Raw genomic sequence first — 16361 nt, 5'->3', positions numbered from 1 at the left:
ATACGCAGGATCAATTCCAATGGATACGGATCTGCTGCGAATAGGGCGATATGGCAAGGCGGCGCTCGGTCATCTGTCTGATATGCTTTATGGCCGGGATGTGACAGCTGCTTCGGGTCTGATTTGTACGCCTTCTCCCTCCGGTCTGTCTGTTACAATCGGGGCAGGGTCCATCACAGCATCTGGGACTATGGATGCTGCATTTCTGGGGGGCGCCGGCGGGGGATATGGAGCGGATGCAACCCCTACAACTTGCCAGTATTCAAGTGATGGGGATGTAACGGTTTCTGTTCCAGGAACTGGCGCGACATATACGGTTTTTGCTCTTTGTACCGAACAGGATGTCGATCAGACCGTCCTCCCGTTTTTCAATGCCTCAAACCCCTCTCAGACGCAGGCGGGCATGAATAATGACGGGAATGCCTTACCAACGCGGAGACAGGCAGGCCTTTCTTTTGTTGTTTCGACAGATACACCAGCTGTGCCGCCGGGCGGTGCGATTGTTGGGCTATATACTTTGAATGTGCCTCAGGGAGCCACGTCTCTTTCTGGCGTACAGCCGCAGGCAGGAAAGGTTTTTTGGCCAACAATTCCTGAATTGGCAACGCAGACTTTACTGCGTGCCGCTATGCAGCCTCTACAGCTTGTCACAGCCAATACATCAGTTTCCATTCCAGTGTGGGCGTCCCGTGTGGAATTGCGTGTTGTGGGCGGCGGAGGCGGGGGCGCATCGTCTAATTCCATGACACTGAACGGATCATTTTCAGGCGGCGGCGGCGGCAGTGGGGGAGATGCTTCAGGGATTTATGACGTCAGCCTCGCAACTGGTAGTGCACTGAATGTGACAGTTGGCGCAGGTGGCGGATCGGAACAGACAGGTGGCACCTCCCTGGTCAGTTACAATGGGCAAACATTGCTACAGGCTGGTGGAGGGCAGGGTGGCTATTTTTATAGCGCCATGGGCTCTGCAGGTGGTGAAGGTGGCGTAGCGTCAGGCGGCACCGTCTGGAATCAGACTGGAACCTCAGGAGGAGACGGTCAAACGAATTCCAGTACCTTTGCAGGCTACGGCGGTAGCGGCCCATGGGGTGGCAGCGGTCGGTGCGGAAACGAAGGAGGGCGCAATGGCACCCATTTTGGTGCCGGAGGCGGGGGCTCTTATTCGACACCTGCAGATGGAACGCACTCGCCGGGCGGCGCTGGTTATTCCGGGTGTGTTATGTACCGTTTTCTGCCGTAAGGCAGGCGAGGGGACCTCAACTGGGTGTTCCCCTCGTTACGTAGACTCAGTTCAATGAAATTTCGCCGTCCACCATATTGCGCGGCGGCCTGTCTTTTTTTAGATTTACAACGTCCTCTCGGCTGACAGCAGGTGCGTTGTTTCCCCATGCATGACGGATAAACGTTGTGACATCTGCGATCTGCTGATCGCTAAGGCGATGCATGAAATCCGGCATCGTAAAGGCAGAAGGGGCTGTCTCGGTCTTCGGTAATGTTGCCCCGCTCTGAATGATGTGAACGAGTGACGCCGGATTTTCTCCCATGACAACAGGGTTACCTGCAAGCGGTGGAAAGACGGCAGGATATCCCTTGCCGTCTGTTCTGTGGCAGGCTGCACAATTATCGATATAGACTTTGGCACCTCGCGCGGAAATGTCTGCTCTACGCAGAGCATTGGTTGATGCCGGGTCATAGACCCAGTTCTTCTGCGTTTTATCGTAAGGCTGGAGAGTGCGCAGATATTTAGCCATCGCAAGAAGATCTGCGGCAGAAAGATGCTGCGTGCCATGAACAATGGCAGACGTCATGGCACCAAAACTTTCTCCCTGCATGTTTCGTCCGGTTTTGAGAAACGCGACGATGTCCTCTTCGCTCCATCGACCTAAGCCAGTCCGGTTTTCCTGACGAAGAGAGGTTGGGACCCATCCATCGACGGCTACTCCGCCCGACAGAAAGGCCTCACTATCGGCCGCCGTAAGAGCTTTTTCCTGCATTGCAAGACCACGTGGTGAGTGACAGGCTCCACAATGTGCTGGACCTTCCACCAGATAAGCTCCGCGGGCTATCTGTGGATCTGTAAATGTCTGAAGCGTTTTGGCTTGAGCCTTGACTGGAGCAGGGGAGAACATCCAGCGCCAGAATGTCAGCGGCCAACGCATGGAAAGTGGCCAGAGAATGCCATTTTCCGGTGTTGCAACGGATGATGCCTCAACACCTTCATGAAAATAAGTGTAGAGCGCGTGAACGTCATGATCTGTCAGGCGGGCATAGGATGGATAGGGCATTGCGGGATAAAGCGTTGCACCATCTCGGCGGATGCCTTCTCGCAGGGCTCTTCCAAATTCGGCTTCTGAATATTTGCCGATCCCGTGCTCCATATCGGGGGTAATGTTCGTGGAATGAACGGTACCGATCGGAAGAGAAAACGATACTCCTCCAGAATATTCCGGTTTTCCATGGATTGAATGGCAGGCTGCGCAATCAGAAGCGGCGGCAAGATAACGGCCTTCTTCGATCAGGGCAGATTTCTCATCATTGGCTGAGGCATCGTAACTGAAGAACAGAACGCTGCTGGTAAAGGCCAGAAAAGGAAAAAATTTCATGCCTTCACCAATGGACCAGGAGATTTCAGATAGGTTGTACGGATGTGGTAGGCCGCCCAATAGGCAAGGGCCGCGACTGTGCCTGTGGGATTATATCCCATCCCTTGCGGAAAAGCATTGGAGCCGATCACAAACACGTTCGAAACATCCCAGCTTTGAAGGTAGCGGTTGAGCGCGCTTGTCTTGGAATCTGTCCCCATGACTGCGCCGCCGCCGAGATGAGTGGTTTGATAGTGACGCGTGTCAAAAGGTTGGCCAGCGTTGAGATGAACGAGATTGGTCTTCGTGGCGCCCATGGCTTTTGCCAGCGGTTCAATCTTGCTGACAACGTACTGGTTCATGCGGATATCGTTATCTTTCCACGTGAAGGTCATGCGAAGCAAGGGCAGGCCGTAAGCGTCTTTCCATGTCGGGTCCAAGTCTAGATAAACATCCCGGTAGGCCATGTTGCTGCCATGTGCATCCACCCCGATAGAGTGCTTATAACTGTCGATGAGCGCGCCTTTATACGCTGAGCCCCATCTTGGTGTGCCCCCGCCGCCTGTCCCGATGGCGGCAGCAATGGGCTTCGTTCCGGCCTGATTGACCCACACCGGAGACCCCCCGATGAAGCCAAGCGGGCCATGATCAAAATTCATGCTGTTGAAGTCATCAAATGCGACACCAACGCCGCCCGCACCAATGAACTGGTTGGTGTATTTGGAAGGTGGTAGCCAGATGCGCGACGAAGTGATTGTCTGGTAAACGAAGTTCCGCCCAACTGTGCCTGCGTTCTGAACAGGATCATACGGCTTTCCGATACCCGAGAGGAGCATCAGATGGACGTTATGAAACTGAAACGCACTCAGAATGACGAGATCAGCGGAGAGGGAAACTTCTTTCTGCGTTTTCGTCTCCAGATACGTGACACCGGTTGCCTTGCTCTTGGTGCTGTCCAAGTCGACACGAAGAACGTGCGCATCGGAAATAAGAGTGAACCGAGGGTCCTGCCGGAGAGCAGGCAGAACGTTTACGTTCGGGGATGCTTTTGAGTAGAGGTAGCAATCATACCCGCTGCAATACCCGCAAAAATTGCAGGGCCCCATCTGGCAGCCATACGGGTTCGTATACTGGCGGGATGCATTGGCTGCGGGTAGGGAATAGGGATGATAGCCCACCTGGGATGCCGCATCCCGAAAGGTAGAGGCTGTGAAGGTGTCTTTCATGGCCGGGAGCGGGAAATTATCCGACCGGTCTCCATCAAAGATATTACCGTTTCCGACAATTTTGCCGTTGACCCGATAAGCTTCGCCAGATGTTCCGAAAACCTTTTCGGCCTTGTCGAAAAAAGGTTCCAGCTCCGCATAGGTCACGCCGTAGTCCTGAAGGTTCATGTCCTCAGGAATGAACTTCTCGCCGTAACGCTCCACTACTGAACTACGAAGCCTGAGATCTTCTGGCGAGGCCCGAAAATGGACGCCTGACCAGTGAAGCCCCGCTCCCCCAACGCCTTCGCCTGGCAGGAATGCTGCTAACTGACGATAGGGCAGTGCAGTTTGATCAATGGTATTGCGGACCGTGACTGTCGTCTGGGAAAGGTTTTGGAAGAGGCGTTTGCGAATTGCCCCTCGAAGTTCATCGATGGACTCCGGGTAAGCGCCTTCTACGGGCGTCGTACGCTCGGAGCCGCGTTCCAGCATGATGACCGACAGTCCGGCTTCGGTCAGTTCTTTCGCCATGATCGCACCAGCCCAGCCAGCTCCGACCACGATGGCATCTACGTGTTTTTTTGTCATGATTTAAGCCCCTCAGGCCGTTTCACCTGAGATGGAAACCGGACCAAACGGATAGGCTGCGCCGTCCTGATTGACCCAGTCCATGAAATCCGCCCGAGCACCCGGGAAGCCCAGCATCAGCCACCCGCCCAGCCCTCTGTTGCCCCCATAAAGAGGATCAGAAAATACACCCTCAAGGGTATTGGTTCGGAGTTGCTCGAAGAAAACCCGGCCAGGAATATCTCCCAACGAGACAGAGCCGCCCTCCAGTGCCGTCAGAATAGCGTCCTGCTCTGCCACAGGAAGATCCGGGAAGGATTTTCCATGTTGCTGGCGGGTATACGCGTCCAGTCCCTGAAGGCCTTTGCGATACAAATCGCGTGGCACAAACGGTAGCTGATAACCGAGATTAGCCGGGCCCTGTACGAAAGGGGCTGACATATACCAGTTGTCTCCCTGCGCGTAGGGCGTTTCCATCTGACGATCTATGAACTCTGCAACACCCAAGGCGCGCGCACCTGGTCCATGCTGATCCTGTGGAAAAAGCCGTTCCGTAGCGGATTCCAGCAGGCGGTACTCGTCAGGTGTGAAGAAGGAAGGGTGGTATGGCTGTTTGGATTCTTCAGCCAGGGCTTCAGCCCAGTGGGCATGGCCCCCAACCATCCAGAAGGATGTGGACCCAAGCAGGCCTTTGACAAAACTGCGGCGAAGAGGGCGGGTCACGGTCGGTTCCGTCGAAGGCACACTGTTCTCCAGCATAAGGGTAGGGTCATATTCGGAAAACAAACATATCCGGAATAAAAGATATCAGACCCCCATAGGACGGGTAGAGGTCCCAATGCCAGAGAACTTTCGATCATCATTTAGCGATGAGCGCTATTTACCCTGCTGAAGCGCTGGCTTTCCCATTGGATGGAAGTTGCAGAACGCCTGCAGGAGGAGACTTCTGCTTCGGTGCTGCTGTTACAGGGGCTGTGCTGTCATCCCCTGCGCCCGTCGGGAAAATTGCATCTGGAATGCTGGACTGAACGGGGGCAGCAACGCTTGGCGTATTTGTGACTGCGGCTGGAACATCCTGTGTGACAGGCTTGGCGGGAGCAGCTGATGCGGTACTGCCTGGTCCATCAAGAGCCTGTTGTTTCACGCCGCCATCAACCAGAGGGTTCCCTACCGCATCTGTCATCCAGCTCATGAGTTTTTTACGGACCTGAAACTCAAGTTCAACATTCATGTCCTGCATCATCTGATTGGTCAGGGCATAGAGAGAGGCTCGGGATGTAGCGCTTTTAGTGCCCGTGTCGAGCTTTCGGCTGATCCGTGCATGGATATATCCCGTATGCAGATTTCCCGCATCGGCAATATTCAGCTGCACATCCAAGGCGCCTGAGATCGCATTCTCCCCCTCTGAAGAAATGTAGGCCTGTTTAATGATGAATGCTGCCTGACCCTGCTGTCCGCTGGCAACCAGTCGTTGGTTAGCCATTTGTTTCAGGGCCTGATCAGGGGGCGTAGGGGCTTTTGAACTTAGGGAACCTGGGGCCGGAACAGCTTCATCCTGAATGTTGATTGTCGCCACATTCAGGTGCAACTGCGACAAATAGCTGTAGTCTGCGGGAGGGAATGTCTGCGCTGGCTCATCATCTGCACAACCCGCAAGACCGAGTGATAATCCCAGAGCGACTGCTCCGAACCAGTACCGTACACCCATCACGCTATTCCCCATGATCTTATTGGTCGTCGCGGCCCAATAGGCTCTTGAAACGCCCGAACAGCCCCTTCTTGTGCGGTGACTGTAATACCGGAGGCGGCTCCAACGGAAGCTCCGGCAAAAAAGACCGACGTTGAACAGGCTCTGATTCCCGAATTTCCGTCACTTCCGGACTGTTATCAGAAGGCTTTTCGGGCTTAGGATCAGTCGGTTTCACAACTGCCGTAGCCGGAGCCGCCTGAGGAACGCGGGGCGTCCGTAGCGAAGACGCCTGACCGACACCAAAATCTTCTGGAAGGAAAGGACGTGCAGCTCTGATGAGATCGGCATGTCTGGAATGTCGTGCAAACCACTCTAAAATCCATCCAGGAATCAGCGGTCCTGACGGGTCCTCACTAATTAGGAGTGGGCCTCTTGGATAGTAAAATGATGGACGGTTTCCCGGTGTTGCTTCGTTCCACACAAGGTAGAAAACTGAATTTTCCAGTGCATCGTGGAAGCGATAAGCAGTTGCTGTGCCCAGCTTCATTTCAATCTGCGCCCGTACAGGCATTGCAGAAAAAGGAGAGGACACGACCAGAACGTCCGTTCCTCTGCGAGCTGAAAGAAGTGCTTTCATCCGCCCTTCAGCCACGGGCTTCCCATCAGGGCAGGTCAGGGCTTCGCCGCTGTCCGCATGTCCGGCAGCAATGAAAATTGCATGGGGCGCATGTCGTCCTAGCCAGAGGCCCGACAGCTCCCGAAAAGCTATTGAAGGAAGGTCAGTTCTAAAAGAGGTGGCATCGTCCCGGATGTCACCACCGAGAACGCCTTCTGCCAATGGCCAGAATACCGGGTCCATGCCCGTCAGAAGGCAATCTTGCACATCCGGGCGAAGCGCCATGACATGGCTGCCCTTGTAGGCTCCATCCTCAATCCACCAGCAGGCTTGTCGCCCGCTGTCCTCATCCTGAAAGAGAATAACTTCGAACTGGCCAACAACCGGGTGGCGCTCCAAAGCTATCCAGCCTGGATAAAGCTGTTCGACGGGAAGGCCGTCGATCCTGATTCCGTCGAGCAGTGGAAGCGTCATGCAGGTTTTTCTCCAAGCTCATCACGGGTGAAACGGAAGCCGACGTTGCAGAACTCACAGTTCATCGTGATGGCGCCGTTTTCCACCATGTGATCCAGATCGTCTTCGCCAAAGCGCTCCAGAACTGAGGCCAGTCGTGCCCGGGAGCAACGGCAGCCGTAAGCCAGAGCGCGGGGTGTGGCAATCTGAACGTCTAACGTCCCGAACAGACGATGGATCAGATCACCACTTTCGAGCGTTTCGTCAAAAATTTCCTGGTCCCGCAATGTTTCGGCAAACGTGCAGGCCGTTTCCCAGGCATCCTCAGCCTGAGCGGCATTCTCGATGCCGCCTTCATCTGCGATCCGTTCCAGCACCAGAGCACTGGCGCTCCAGCCGTCAACCGTCTTGAGGCAGAACAGCCGGATCCAGCAGTCATGCTGCTCGCTGGTCTGAAAATAGTGAACGGCCATCTCAGAAAGGGTTTCACCCGTCAGCTCCACGATACCCTGATGGCGGTCCATATCCGCCCCCTGGTCGATCGTGAAAGCGAGGTAGCCGTTACCAAGCAACTCTTTGGGAGATGTCGGTAGCGCTGCAGGGTCAGTGTCTTCCGAAAGCCGGGCTGTAAAACGCAGGTCGCCTGTGTCTGTGGCATCAGCCAGCAGCATGGAGACTGGGCCGTCTCCCTTGATCTGAAGGGAGAAAGACCCCTTGAATTTCAAGGCAGACGCCATGCCTGCAACCAATGCAAGAGCCTGACCACCCATAGTCAGGACAGCATCCGGGAGATCATGCCGTGACAGGATGGCGTCTGCCAGCGCTCCCAGTCGAATCAGGCGTCCGCGGACGGGAGACTGTGCCAGATGAAATGGCACAATCCCCCCTGAAACGACCATGTTCGGGACGTTGGGGCGTCCCCTGTCAAGGAATGGCGGTGTATCTATCACCCGTTCTCTCTTCCAAGAGCCCAGAGAAGCAGGCCCTTTTGCGTATGAAGGCGGTTTTCCGCCTCGTCAAAAACAACAGACGCCGGGCTTTCGAACACCTCGGCAGTCACTTCCTCCCCGATATGGGCAGGCAGGCAATGAAGGAACAGGGCATGGGGTGCAGCTTTTGCCATAAGGGCTGCATCTACTTGGTAAGGACGGAAAGCAGAAAGACGCTGATCGCGATCCTTGTCCCCCATGCTGACCCATGTGTCTGTCAGAACAGCATCTGCGCCCACGACAGCTTCGGTAGGATTTTGGAAGACCTCGATGGAGGCACCATTCTGGCGGGCCCAGGCAACAGCACGCTCATTGGGCGCGAAACCCTCTGGCGTTGCCAGACGAACATTGAATTTGAGCAGAGCTGCCGCTTCCATCAGGGAAGTGGCTACGTTGTTGCCGTCCCCAATCCACGCGAGCGTCTTTCCCGCAATCGGGCCACGATGCTCTTCAAATGTCAGCACGTCTGCCAAAATTTGGATAGGATGGGAGACCGGCGTCAAACCATTAATGACCGGAACCGTGCTCCACTTTGCCAGCTCGCGCAGGTTCTCGTCCGTACCCGTTCGCAGAACAATTACGTCCAGAAAGCGCGACAGAACGCGTGCTGTGTCTGCAATGGTTTCCCCCCGGCCGAGTTGCATGTCGCCCGGCGACAGGACAGACACCTGGCCACCCAACTGCCCCATACCCACTTCGAATGAAACACGTGTGCGGGTGGAGGGCTGTGCCAGCATCAGTCCGAGCGTACGCCCTTCAAGAGGACGGTCCGGATGTAGTGGGTTTTTACGATTATTCTGGAGTGCCTTGATGCGGGCCGACAGATCAATGATCTGTCGGATTACGTCGCCGCTGAAATCGCGAATATCAAGAAAATGCCGTGGCATCTGCTGGTCCGTTCCTGCTGTCCGGGGGGCAATTGCCAGACTCACGACACGTTCTCCTGTTCTTTCTTATGGGCTGCTGCATATGCTTCGGCAGCTTCGATCAATTTCTTGCAGGCTTCCTGGCAGTCTTCTTCCGTCACGATCAACGGAGGCACCAGACGCAGCACATTATCGCCCGCACCAACGGTCAGAAGCCCTGCGGCCGTTACGAGTGGCATCACCTCTCCAACAGGCGGGATGCAGTGCAGACCACGCATCAGACCCATGCCGCGGACATCGTCGAAAACGCCCGGTGAACGCTTCACGACATCTCGCAGCATGCCGTCGAAGGCCTCTCCAACCGCGCAGACATGCTCCAGAAAGCCGGGGCTGAGAACTTCTTCCAGAACTGTTGTTCCTGCCGCACAAGCCAAGGGATTGCCGCCAAACGTCGTTCCGTGAGAACCGGGTGTCAGATGTTTGGCCAGCTCTTCCGTTGCGAGAACAGCTCCGAGCGGGAAGCCGCCACCAATGCCTTTGGCAATGGAAATGACGTCCGGCTTGATGCCATACCATTCATGCGCAAACAGCTTTCCTGTCCGACCAACACCGGTCTGGACTTCGTCGAAGCCAAGATAGATGCCGTGCTCGTCACAGACTGCGCGCAAGGCTTTCATGAAGACTTCGGACGCTGGCTTGATGCCGCTTTCACCCTGGATGGGCTCCACGATAATACCGGCAGTTTCCGGTGTAATAGCCGCGCGCAGGGTATTGGTATTGTTGAACGGCGCATGGTCGAACCCTTCAACAACAGGCCCAAACCCCTTTTGGTAGGCAGGATTTCCGGTCGCAGAAATCATGGCCAATGTCCGACCGTGAAACGCGCCGTCAAAGCAAAGAATGCGCGTACGCTCGGGATGGCCGTTCTCGAACTGCGCCCGACGGATCATCTTCACCATGCCCTCGTTCGCTTCAGCGCCCGAGTTGCAGAACAGCACAGAGTCCGCGAATGAGTTCTTTACCAGAAGATCCGCAAGCTTTTCAGCCTGCGGAATACGGTAGAGGTTCGAGACGTGCATGACCTTCGCGGCCTGATCCGCAATGGTCTTCACCAGCTTCGGGTGGCCGTGGCCCAGCGAAGAGACGGCAATGCCAGCCCCGAAATCCAGATATCGTCGCCCGTCCGATGCCGTCAGCCAGACGCCTTCGCCCTGCTCGAAAGCAAGGTCGGCACGTTTGTAATTGGGCATGAGGGAGGAGATCATGATGATCGTCGATCCTGGATCAGGGTGAATGAAAGCTGCAGAATCGGAAAACCCTGCCCCGGTCGCCCGGGGCAGGGCCAAAGATTCCGCAGACACATACTGTGCGGCAGAAATGCGATCCGTCAAACCCCTTGCGGGGAAAGAACGGTTGTCAGGCGCGCCTGTAAACCAGATCCCGCGCCAGCCAGCATCCGACCTTCACCGTGTTGACGCCTGAAGAATCCCGCTCGAACAGCAGCGTCCAGTCGCCCGGCGCCGTATGATCGAGCGCCCGGGGGCACGGCAAAACCCAAACATCCCGTGCCAGCCTCTGAAGCGGTTCCATCCGGCCATTGCCCAGAAAGCCTGAGAAACCGCCATAGACCACGCCGCCTGCCAGTTCGATGGTGACTTCCGCCTCATCTAGCTCCTCACAGCGATAAACGCCTTCAAGTGCTTCAATGTCTTCACCGGCAGTTTCGTCACAGGTGGTGAGAATGCCCACGCGGTTTTCACCCGGCCGCTCCATCCGGATTTCGTCTCCCTGACGAACAATCTGGACGCCCGGTGTTTCAGCCCGCGAGGCGGAAACACCTTCTAGCATTTCCGGTACCATCAGATATCGAAGCTTGACTCCGCCGGGAGCAGGCTCGATTCGCGCGGATAGCCCGGTCTCTCGCTCAATGAAGGTGCCGTACAATTCATGAGGCGGCTGTGTCGTCCGATCCGGCTCATAGGGAACACCCAGCGCTGCTGCCAAGATCTGTCCCGCCGCAACCTGTGCAGGCGACATATGATTGAACATCACAACAACAGACAGGCGCTCAGACGCGACGTGCAGCCTGTGGGACCGCCAGCCCCTAAGCGCGCCACCATGCATCGTCACATCCCGCCCGAAAAGTGATGTCCGTTGCAGACCAAATCCGTAAGGCGCGGCTTCACCATCGCGGAAGGTCACCGGCGTTGTCAGACGGTTGTAAAGCCCGTCAGGATCATCGCGCGTCGCATCAATGAAACGCTCCCAGGCAATCATGTCATCCAGCGATGCGCCCAGACCTGCATCCCCGGTCCACCAGATGTTATTGACAGCCGGGCGGAAACCGCTCTCCACGGTTCCTTCATATCCAACAGTCCCATCCGGCATGGCGCGTGTTTCGGCAGCCAGAATGGCCCGTTCCATACCCACGGGATTGAAAATGGACGTCTGAAGCAGTTCAGCAAAATTCCGTCCTGTTCTGTCTTCCAGAATGTCAGACAGCAGGCGGAAATTCTGGTTCACATAGGAGTAAGACGTACCGGGCTGGAACTGGAGCGTACGCGTGCCATCAATAACGCGACGTCCTTCCCGATCCCCGAAAAATCCTTCGACTGGTGCGCCATGCAACATCGCCACAGCCCAGTAGTCACGCAGGCCTGACTGGTTGTGTGCAAGGTGAAGCGCGCCTGGCGCAGGCTCATCCAGTTGCGGCAACCGGTCGTCCACATCTCCATCCAGTTCCGACGGGTCCTGGAAAAGATCCAGCAATACGCCGCAGGTGAACTGCTTCGTGATGGAGCACATGCGAAACAGGGAAGACGGGGTGAACTGCAGGCGCCGCTCCGCATTGGCGTAGCCCCATGTGTGACGGACAAGAACCTCCCCATCTTTCACGACAGCCACAGCCCCACCGGGGCCAGGAAAACGGACAGGAAGGGCGGAGACAGCCGCCTCGAGGCAGGCTGAAAGAGAGTCGCTCATGGGTCGAATGATGACCCTATCCGATCTTGCCGTAAATGCCCTCTTCGCAGCATACTCATCCACTATGGAGGACATACCAACAGCACCTGATTTCAAGGCACTGCGCGAAATGGCCCTGGCCCACGTGGCTCGCTTTGCCACAACCGAGCATAGTCTGCGCCAGACGCTGGAACGTCGTCTTCGGCGCTGGGGCACGCGAGCCGTGCATGCCGGGCTGCCTGAAGAAGATGCCGAAGCCACAATCAGAACTCTTCGACCCGCCGTGGAAGACGTCATTGTCGCCATGACAGAACTCGGAGCCGTCAATGATGCCGGATTCGCCCGTTCCCGCGCTCTGAACCTGACCCGGACCGGACGGTCTCGCCGGGCTGTCGCCGCACATCTGGCCACGAAGGGCGTTGATCAGACGACCACACAGGAAGCGCTCAACGAATCGCTGGGTGAAAGATCAGACGAAACGGCGCGTGAGGCGGAACTGGCGGCGGCGCTCGTTCTGGCGCGCAAACGTCGCGTCGGTCCCTTCTGCCGCCCGGACCGTCCGCAAGAGGATCCGGTTCGCGTCATGGGAATCTTTGCGCGCAATGGTTTCTCCAGGGATGTCGTGCAGACAGCTTTGGAAATGGACACTGAAGAAGCAGAAGACCGCATCATCGCCTTCCGGAGCCGCCCATGAAAAAACTGGCACTCTGCCTGCTGCTGTCGCTCACAGCCTGTGGCGGTAGTCGCGAATACAGTCGTGCCAGTTTCAATGGGCCACTCCAGTGCGCGCCTTATGCCCGCTCCCGAACAGGTCTTCAGTTGCGGGGAGATGCTGCTTCATGGTGGCGCCAGTCTGCTGGGCATTATGCCAGAAGCCATGCCCCCATCGCAGGCTCTGTTCTGGTCTTCCGGGCAACGTCCCGTGTACCGAGTGGACACGTTTCCATCGTGCGCAGACAGATTTCTTCAAACACGATCCTCGTAGATCATGCTAACTGGGAACCGGGACGCATTGACCGCAATGTTCCCATCACGGATGTTTCACCCCGTCATGACTGGACACTCGTCCGGGTCTGGTGGGCACCCATTCACGGCCTGGGGCGCCGAGCCTATCCAACCTACGGCTTCGTTTCGGCCTCCGGTCCGGATGATGCGTCCTGAGCGAACGCTTGCACAAACGCCCAAGCCTTGCCACATGAAGGTGTAGCCTTGGCTTTTCGGAGTAATACATTATGGGCAGCATGAGCCCCGTTCACTGGCTGATCCTGGCGGTCGTCCTGCTCGTCGTGTTTGGCGGCGGTGGAAAGATCAGCGGCCTGATGGGAGACTTCGCGAAGGGCATCAAGTCCTTCAAGAAGAACATGGGCGAAGACGAGAACATGACGCCGCCTGAAGCCAATCAGGCGCCGGGTCATATCTCGGCCCCCAATCAGTCGCCCGGCTACAGCCAGACGACCACCAACAGCGACACGCACCGCACGCAGGTCTGATGTTGAATACGACGTCTGATACGGCATGGACCGAGGCCGCCGGGCAAATCGTCCGGGCAGGCCAGCGGATGGATCAGCGCGGCTGGGTTCCAGCTACAGCTGGCAACCTGTCCGTACGTCTGGCAGATGGCCGCATCGCCATCACGCGGTCAGGAGGGCACAAAGGCTTCCTGACAGAGCAGGACGTGATCCAGATCACCCCTGAAGGCGTGTCACTGGACCCGACGAAGCGGGCCAGTGCGGAAACCCTGCTGCATACCCAGCTCTATGCACATGATCCGTCGATCGGGGCTGTACTGCACGGTCATTCCGTTGCGGCCACCATCCTATCCATGGATGAACCAACAGACGCGATCACGCTCGCGGGCTATGAAGTGCTGAAGGTTTTCGAAGGCCAGTCAACGCACGACACCGGCCTGGACTTGCCGCTGTTTCACAACGATCAGGATATCGCCCGTCTCTCGACAGTTGTTGCTCCGAAACTGTCGGACATGCGTCTGGGTTACCTGATCCGCGGTCATGGCGTTTATGTCTGGGGTAAGGACATGTTCACAGCATTGGCGCGGCTTGAAGGGCTTGAATTCCTGCTGGCCTGCCATCTCGCCCGTCTCCAAAAGGCACGCTGAACCATGAGCAGACTGACTGTCTATCGGGACGATAGCCCCGAAACGATCCTTCTCGACGTCACCACCCCCGGGGAAATCGCCGAGACCTTGCGCCCGCACAACATCCGTTTTGAACGCTGGACGCCGCCTGTCACGCCTGCAAAAGATGCGACGACGGACAAAATTCTGGACGCGTATCGCCCCTACCTCGACACCCTGATGGGTGAAACGGGCGCAGGAAGTGCAGACGTGGTGCGCATCAATGCGTCCACACCCAATCTGCCGGAGTTGCGCAAGAAGTTCCTCTCGGAGCATACGCACAGCGAAGATGAAGTCCGGTTCTTCGTGCATGGTCAGGGCGCTTTCGTCCTGCACATTCACGGTCGGATCTATTCGGTTCTTTGCACGGCCGGAGACTTGATTTCTGTGCCGGAAGGTATTCCGCACTGGTTTGATGCTGGCCCATCCCCGGATGTGGTCGCTCTGCGCGTTTTCACCGACACAACCGGGTGGATCGCCCAATATACAGGCGATGACATCGCCGAGCGTTTCCCCGCAGACGTCTCCATTCCCTCCTGAAAGTCCGACATGATCCGTCTCGTCCTGCTTGATATCGAAGGCACGACACTGCCGATCTCTTTCGTTCGGGACGTCATGTTCCCTTATGCGGCCAAGGCCCTTCCGGCTTTGATCGAAGACCACACAAACCCGCAGGTTGTGGCCGCACGAGCAGATATTGCCATCTCCCATCCTGGAGAAGATCCGCTGAAGGTCTGTCAGGACTGGATGGCCAAGGACGAGAAAGCGGCTCCCCTCAAAACACTTCAGGGCATCACCTGGCGGCAGGGTTTTGAAGATGGCACGCTCCGTGCAGATCTTTACAAAGACGTTCCTCCAGCCCTGAAGGCTTGGTCTGAGGGCGGCCTGCGTCTCGCGGTGTACTCCTCGGGCTCCATTCCATCCCAGAAGCTTCTGTATGGCTACACAGAGCAGGGTGACCTGACGTCCCTGTTCGACGGCTTTTTCGACCTTTCCACAGGTGGGAAGAAAGACGCGGCGTCATACACAAAAATTGCGGCAGCCTGCGGCCTGAAGCCGGAAGATATTCTCTTCCTTTCTGACATCGGAGCAGAACTGGATGCTGCGTTGGAAGCTGGCCTTCAGGTCTGTCAGCTCGTACGGCCACAGGATCAGACAGTGCCGCATGAAGGCGTACCGCACGCGACAGATCTGAATGACGTTACCCAGAAGTTCAGTCTCCCCGCATGACCCTGCACACTGATTGGCGGGATATCCCGAAGGGCGCCCTTGGTACAGTTGCCGCTCTAGGGAATTTTGACGGCGTTCATCGCGGGCATGTGCACCTTCTGAATAGCCTCCGTGCCGCACGTCCAGACCATCCGCTGTCCGTCGTGACATTCGATCCGCATCCCAGAGAGCTGTTTCGCCCTCAGGACCCGCCGTGTCGGCTCATGCTCCCGGATGTTCGCGCCAAGGCTCTCGAAGAGCAGGGTGTGTCGCACGTTTTCCAGATTCCTTTCGACGAAGAGTTTTCACGGTTAAGCGCTGAATCCTTCGTTCAGGATGTTCTTCTGCGGTCTCTAGGTGTTCGTCACGTCGCCTGTGGTGCAGATTTTGCCTTCGGTCACCGCAGAACCGGCAACACTGACGATCTGGAAGCGCTTTTGGCGCCAAGGGGCGTCGGACTGACGATTGTGCCGCAGTTCGTGGATGAGGGCGGCCCTATCTCATCCAGCCGTATTCGTCGTCTCCTTCAGGAAGGATATCCTGAAAGGGCAGCTCTGGAACTGGGTCGGCCATGGTCGATCGTCGGGCCGGTTATCCATGGAGATCAGCGGGGGCGCCTCCTGGGCTTTCCCACAGCGAACATTCCCCTCCGTCAGCATCTCGAACCCGCACGCGGAGTTTATGCCGTTCAGGTGACGCTGCCAGATGGGCGTGTCATCCCCGGAGTGGCAAATATTGGCCGCCGCCCGACGATCAACGACGGGCAGGAAAGCCGTCTTGAGGTCCATCTCTTTGATTTTTCGGAAGACCTTTACGGGAAGACTTTGAGTGTCGCTCTGATTGCTCTGCTGCGAGATGAAAAGCGCTTCACGGGGCTCGAGGAGCTCAAAGCCCAGATTGCTCAGGATGCCGAACAGGCGCGCGGTCTTCTAGGGATTTAAAACCCGCATCATTTTTTGATGGGCCTTCCAACAGGCTGTTCCGTACGGAACAGCCTGTTTTTTTATGCCCACATCCATAGGGTGTCCTCTGTGTTAATTATATCACTTAATGTCTAATTTATGACGAAAGATGTAAAATTCTCGT

Annotated in this window: 17 protein-coding genes; 8 read left to right on the top strand and 9 right to left on the bottom strand. The window is 56.6% G+C overall.

What is annotated here, in order from left to right; translation table 11 throughout:
* The first annotated feature begins 19 nt into the window (after nt 1-19).
* Nucleotides 20-1240: a hypothetical protein gene (locus KP705_RS11390; RefSeq protein WP_252348342.1), complete on the top strand. Its 1221-nt coding sequence runs from the start codon at nt 20-22 to the stop codon at nt 1238-1240.
* A gap of 46 nt (nt 1241-1286) precedes the next feature.
* Here the strand turns inward: KP705_RS11390 and KP705_RS11385 are convergent, their stop codons facing one another.
* The 9 genes from KP705_RS11385 to KP705_RS11345 all read right to left on the bottom strand — a co-directional run bounded on the left by KP705_RS11385 (nt 1287) and on the right by KP705_RS11345 (nt 11953).
* On the bottom strand, nt 1287-2603 hold the full coding sequence (locus tag KP705_RS11385; protein WP_215764465.1) for a cytochrome c: 1317 nt from the start codon (nt 2601-2603) through the stop codon (nt 1287-1289).
* Nucleotides 2600-4378 (bottom strand): GMC family oxidoreductase, encoded by a 1779-nt coding sequence (locus KP705_RS11380; RefSeq protein ID WP_046900279.1) that lies wholly within the window; start codon nt 4376-4378, stop codon nt 2600-2602. The genes KP705_RS11385 and KP705_RS11380 overlap by 4 nt, the downstream gene beginning before the upstream one ends.
* Nucleotides 4379-4390: 12 nt before the next feature.
* The gene (locus tag KP705_RS11375; RefSeq protein ID WP_080951425.1) at nt 4391-5116 is read right to left on the bottom strand and encodes a gluconate 2-dehydrogenase subunit 3 family protein; all 726 of its coding nucleotides are present in this window, start codon (nt 5114-5116) and stop codon (nt 4391-4393) included.
* 121 nt (nt 5117-5237) lie between these two features.
* Nucleotides 5238-6065: a hypothetical protein gene (locus KP705_RS11370; protein ID WP_215764478.1), complete on the bottom strand. Its 828-nt coding sequence runs from the start codon at nt 6063-6065 to the stop codon at nt 5238-5240.
* Between the two features lie 19 nt (nt 6066-6084).
* A complete protein-coding gene (locus KP705_RS11365; RefSeq protein ID WP_215764464.1) occupies nt 6085-7137 on the bottom strand; it encodes a hypothetical protein in 1053 nt (350 codons plus the stop codon).
* Nucleotides 7134-8015: an Hsp33 family molecular chaperone HslO gene (locus KP705_RS11360; RefSeq protein ID WP_215764477.1), complete on the bottom strand. Its 882-nt coding sequence runs from the start codon at nt 8013-8015 to the stop codon at nt 7134-7136. Before KP705_RS11360 ends, KP705_RS11365 begins: the two co-directional genes overlap by 4 nt.
* Before the next feature lie 47 nt (nt 8016-8062).
* Nucleotides 8063-8992, bottom strand: coding sequence for an ornithine carbamoyltransferase (gene argF, locus KP705_RS11355; protein ID WP_046900932.1), 930 nt, complete (start codon nt 8990-8992; stop codon nt 8063-8065).
* 41 nt (nt 8993-9033) lie between these two features.
* The gene (locus KP705_RS11350) at nt 9034-10236 is read right to left on the bottom strand and encodes an aspartate aminotransferase family protein (protein ID WP_046900931.1); all 1203 of its coding nucleotides are present in this window, start codon (nt 10234-10236) and stop codon (nt 9034-9036) included.
* A 151-nt stretch (nt 10237-10387) separates the two neighbouring features.
* Nucleotides 10388-11953 (bottom strand): D-aminopeptidase, encoded by a 1566-nt coding sequence (locus KP705_RS11345; RefSeq protein WP_046900275.1) that lies wholly within the window; start codon nt 11951-11953, stop codon nt 10388-10390.
* Between the two features lie 64 nt (nt 11954-12017).
* On the opposite strand from KP705_RS11345, the gene KP705_RS11340 reads away from it, so the two are divergent.
* The 7 genes from KP705_RS11340 (at nt 12018) to KP705_RS11310 (ending at nt 16216) form a co-directional block, all read left to right on the top strand.
* Nucleotides 12018-12626, top strand: a complete 609-nt coding sequence (locus tag KP705_RS11340; RefSeq protein WP_046900930.1) for a regulatory protein RecX — start codon at nt 12018-12020, stop codon at nt 12624-12626.
* Nucleotides 12623-13093, top strand: coding sequence for a CHAP domain-containing protein (locus KP705_RS11335; RefSeq protein WP_046900274.1), 471 nt, complete (start codon nt 12623-12625; stop codon nt 13091-13093). The genes KP705_RS11340 and KP705_RS11335 overlap by 4 nt, the downstream gene beginning before the upstream one ends.
* Before the next feature lie 71 nt (nt 13094-13164).
* Nucleotides 13165-13422 (top strand): twin-arginine translocase TatA/TatE family subunit, encoded by a 258-nt coding sequence (locus KP705_RS11330; RefSeq protein ID WP_046900273.1) that lies wholly within the window; start codon nt 13165-13167, stop codon nt 13420-13422.
* Nucleotides 13422-14048 carry a methylthioribulose 1-phosphate dehydratase gene (locus tag KP705_RS11325; protein ID WP_215764463.1) on the top strand — a complete coding sequence of 209 codons (627 nt, stop codon included), beginning with the start codon at nt 13422-13424 and terminating at the stop codon, nt 14046-14048. The genes KP705_RS11330 and KP705_RS11325 overlap by 1 nt, the downstream gene beginning before the upstream one ends.
* A 3-nt stretch (nt 14049-14051) precedes the next feature.
* A complete protein-coding gene (locus KP705_RS11320) occupies nt 14052-14606 on the top strand; it encodes an acireductone dioxygenase (protein WP_215764462.1) in 555 nt (184 codons plus the stop codon).
* 9 nt (nt 14607-14615) lie between these two features.
* Nucleotides 14616-15296 carry an acireductone synthase gene (gene mtnC / locus KP705_RS11315; RefSeq protein ID WP_215764461.1) on the top strand — a complete coding sequence of 227 codons (681 nt, stop codon included), beginning with the start codon at nt 14616-14618 and terminating at the stop codon, nt 15294-15296.
* A complete protein-coding gene (locus tag KP705_RS11310) occupies nt 15293-16216 on the top strand; it encodes a bifunctional riboflavin kinase/FAD synthetase (RefSeq protein WP_215764460.1) in 924 nt (307 codons plus the stop codon). The genes mtnC and KP705_RS11310 overlap by 4 nt, the downstream gene beginning before the upstream one ends.
* The last annotated feature ends 145 nt before the right edge of the window (nt 16217-16361 follow it).

The sequence above is a fragment of the Gluconobacter sp. P1D12_c genome, assembly GCF_018812105.1.
Lineage (GTDB): Bacteria > Pseudomonadota > Alphaproteobacteria > Acetobacterales > Acetobacteraceae > Gluconobacter > Gluconobacter oxydans_A.
Note: the sequence above shows the minus strand (reverse complement) of the source record. Positions and strands in the feature narration are given on the sequence as shown.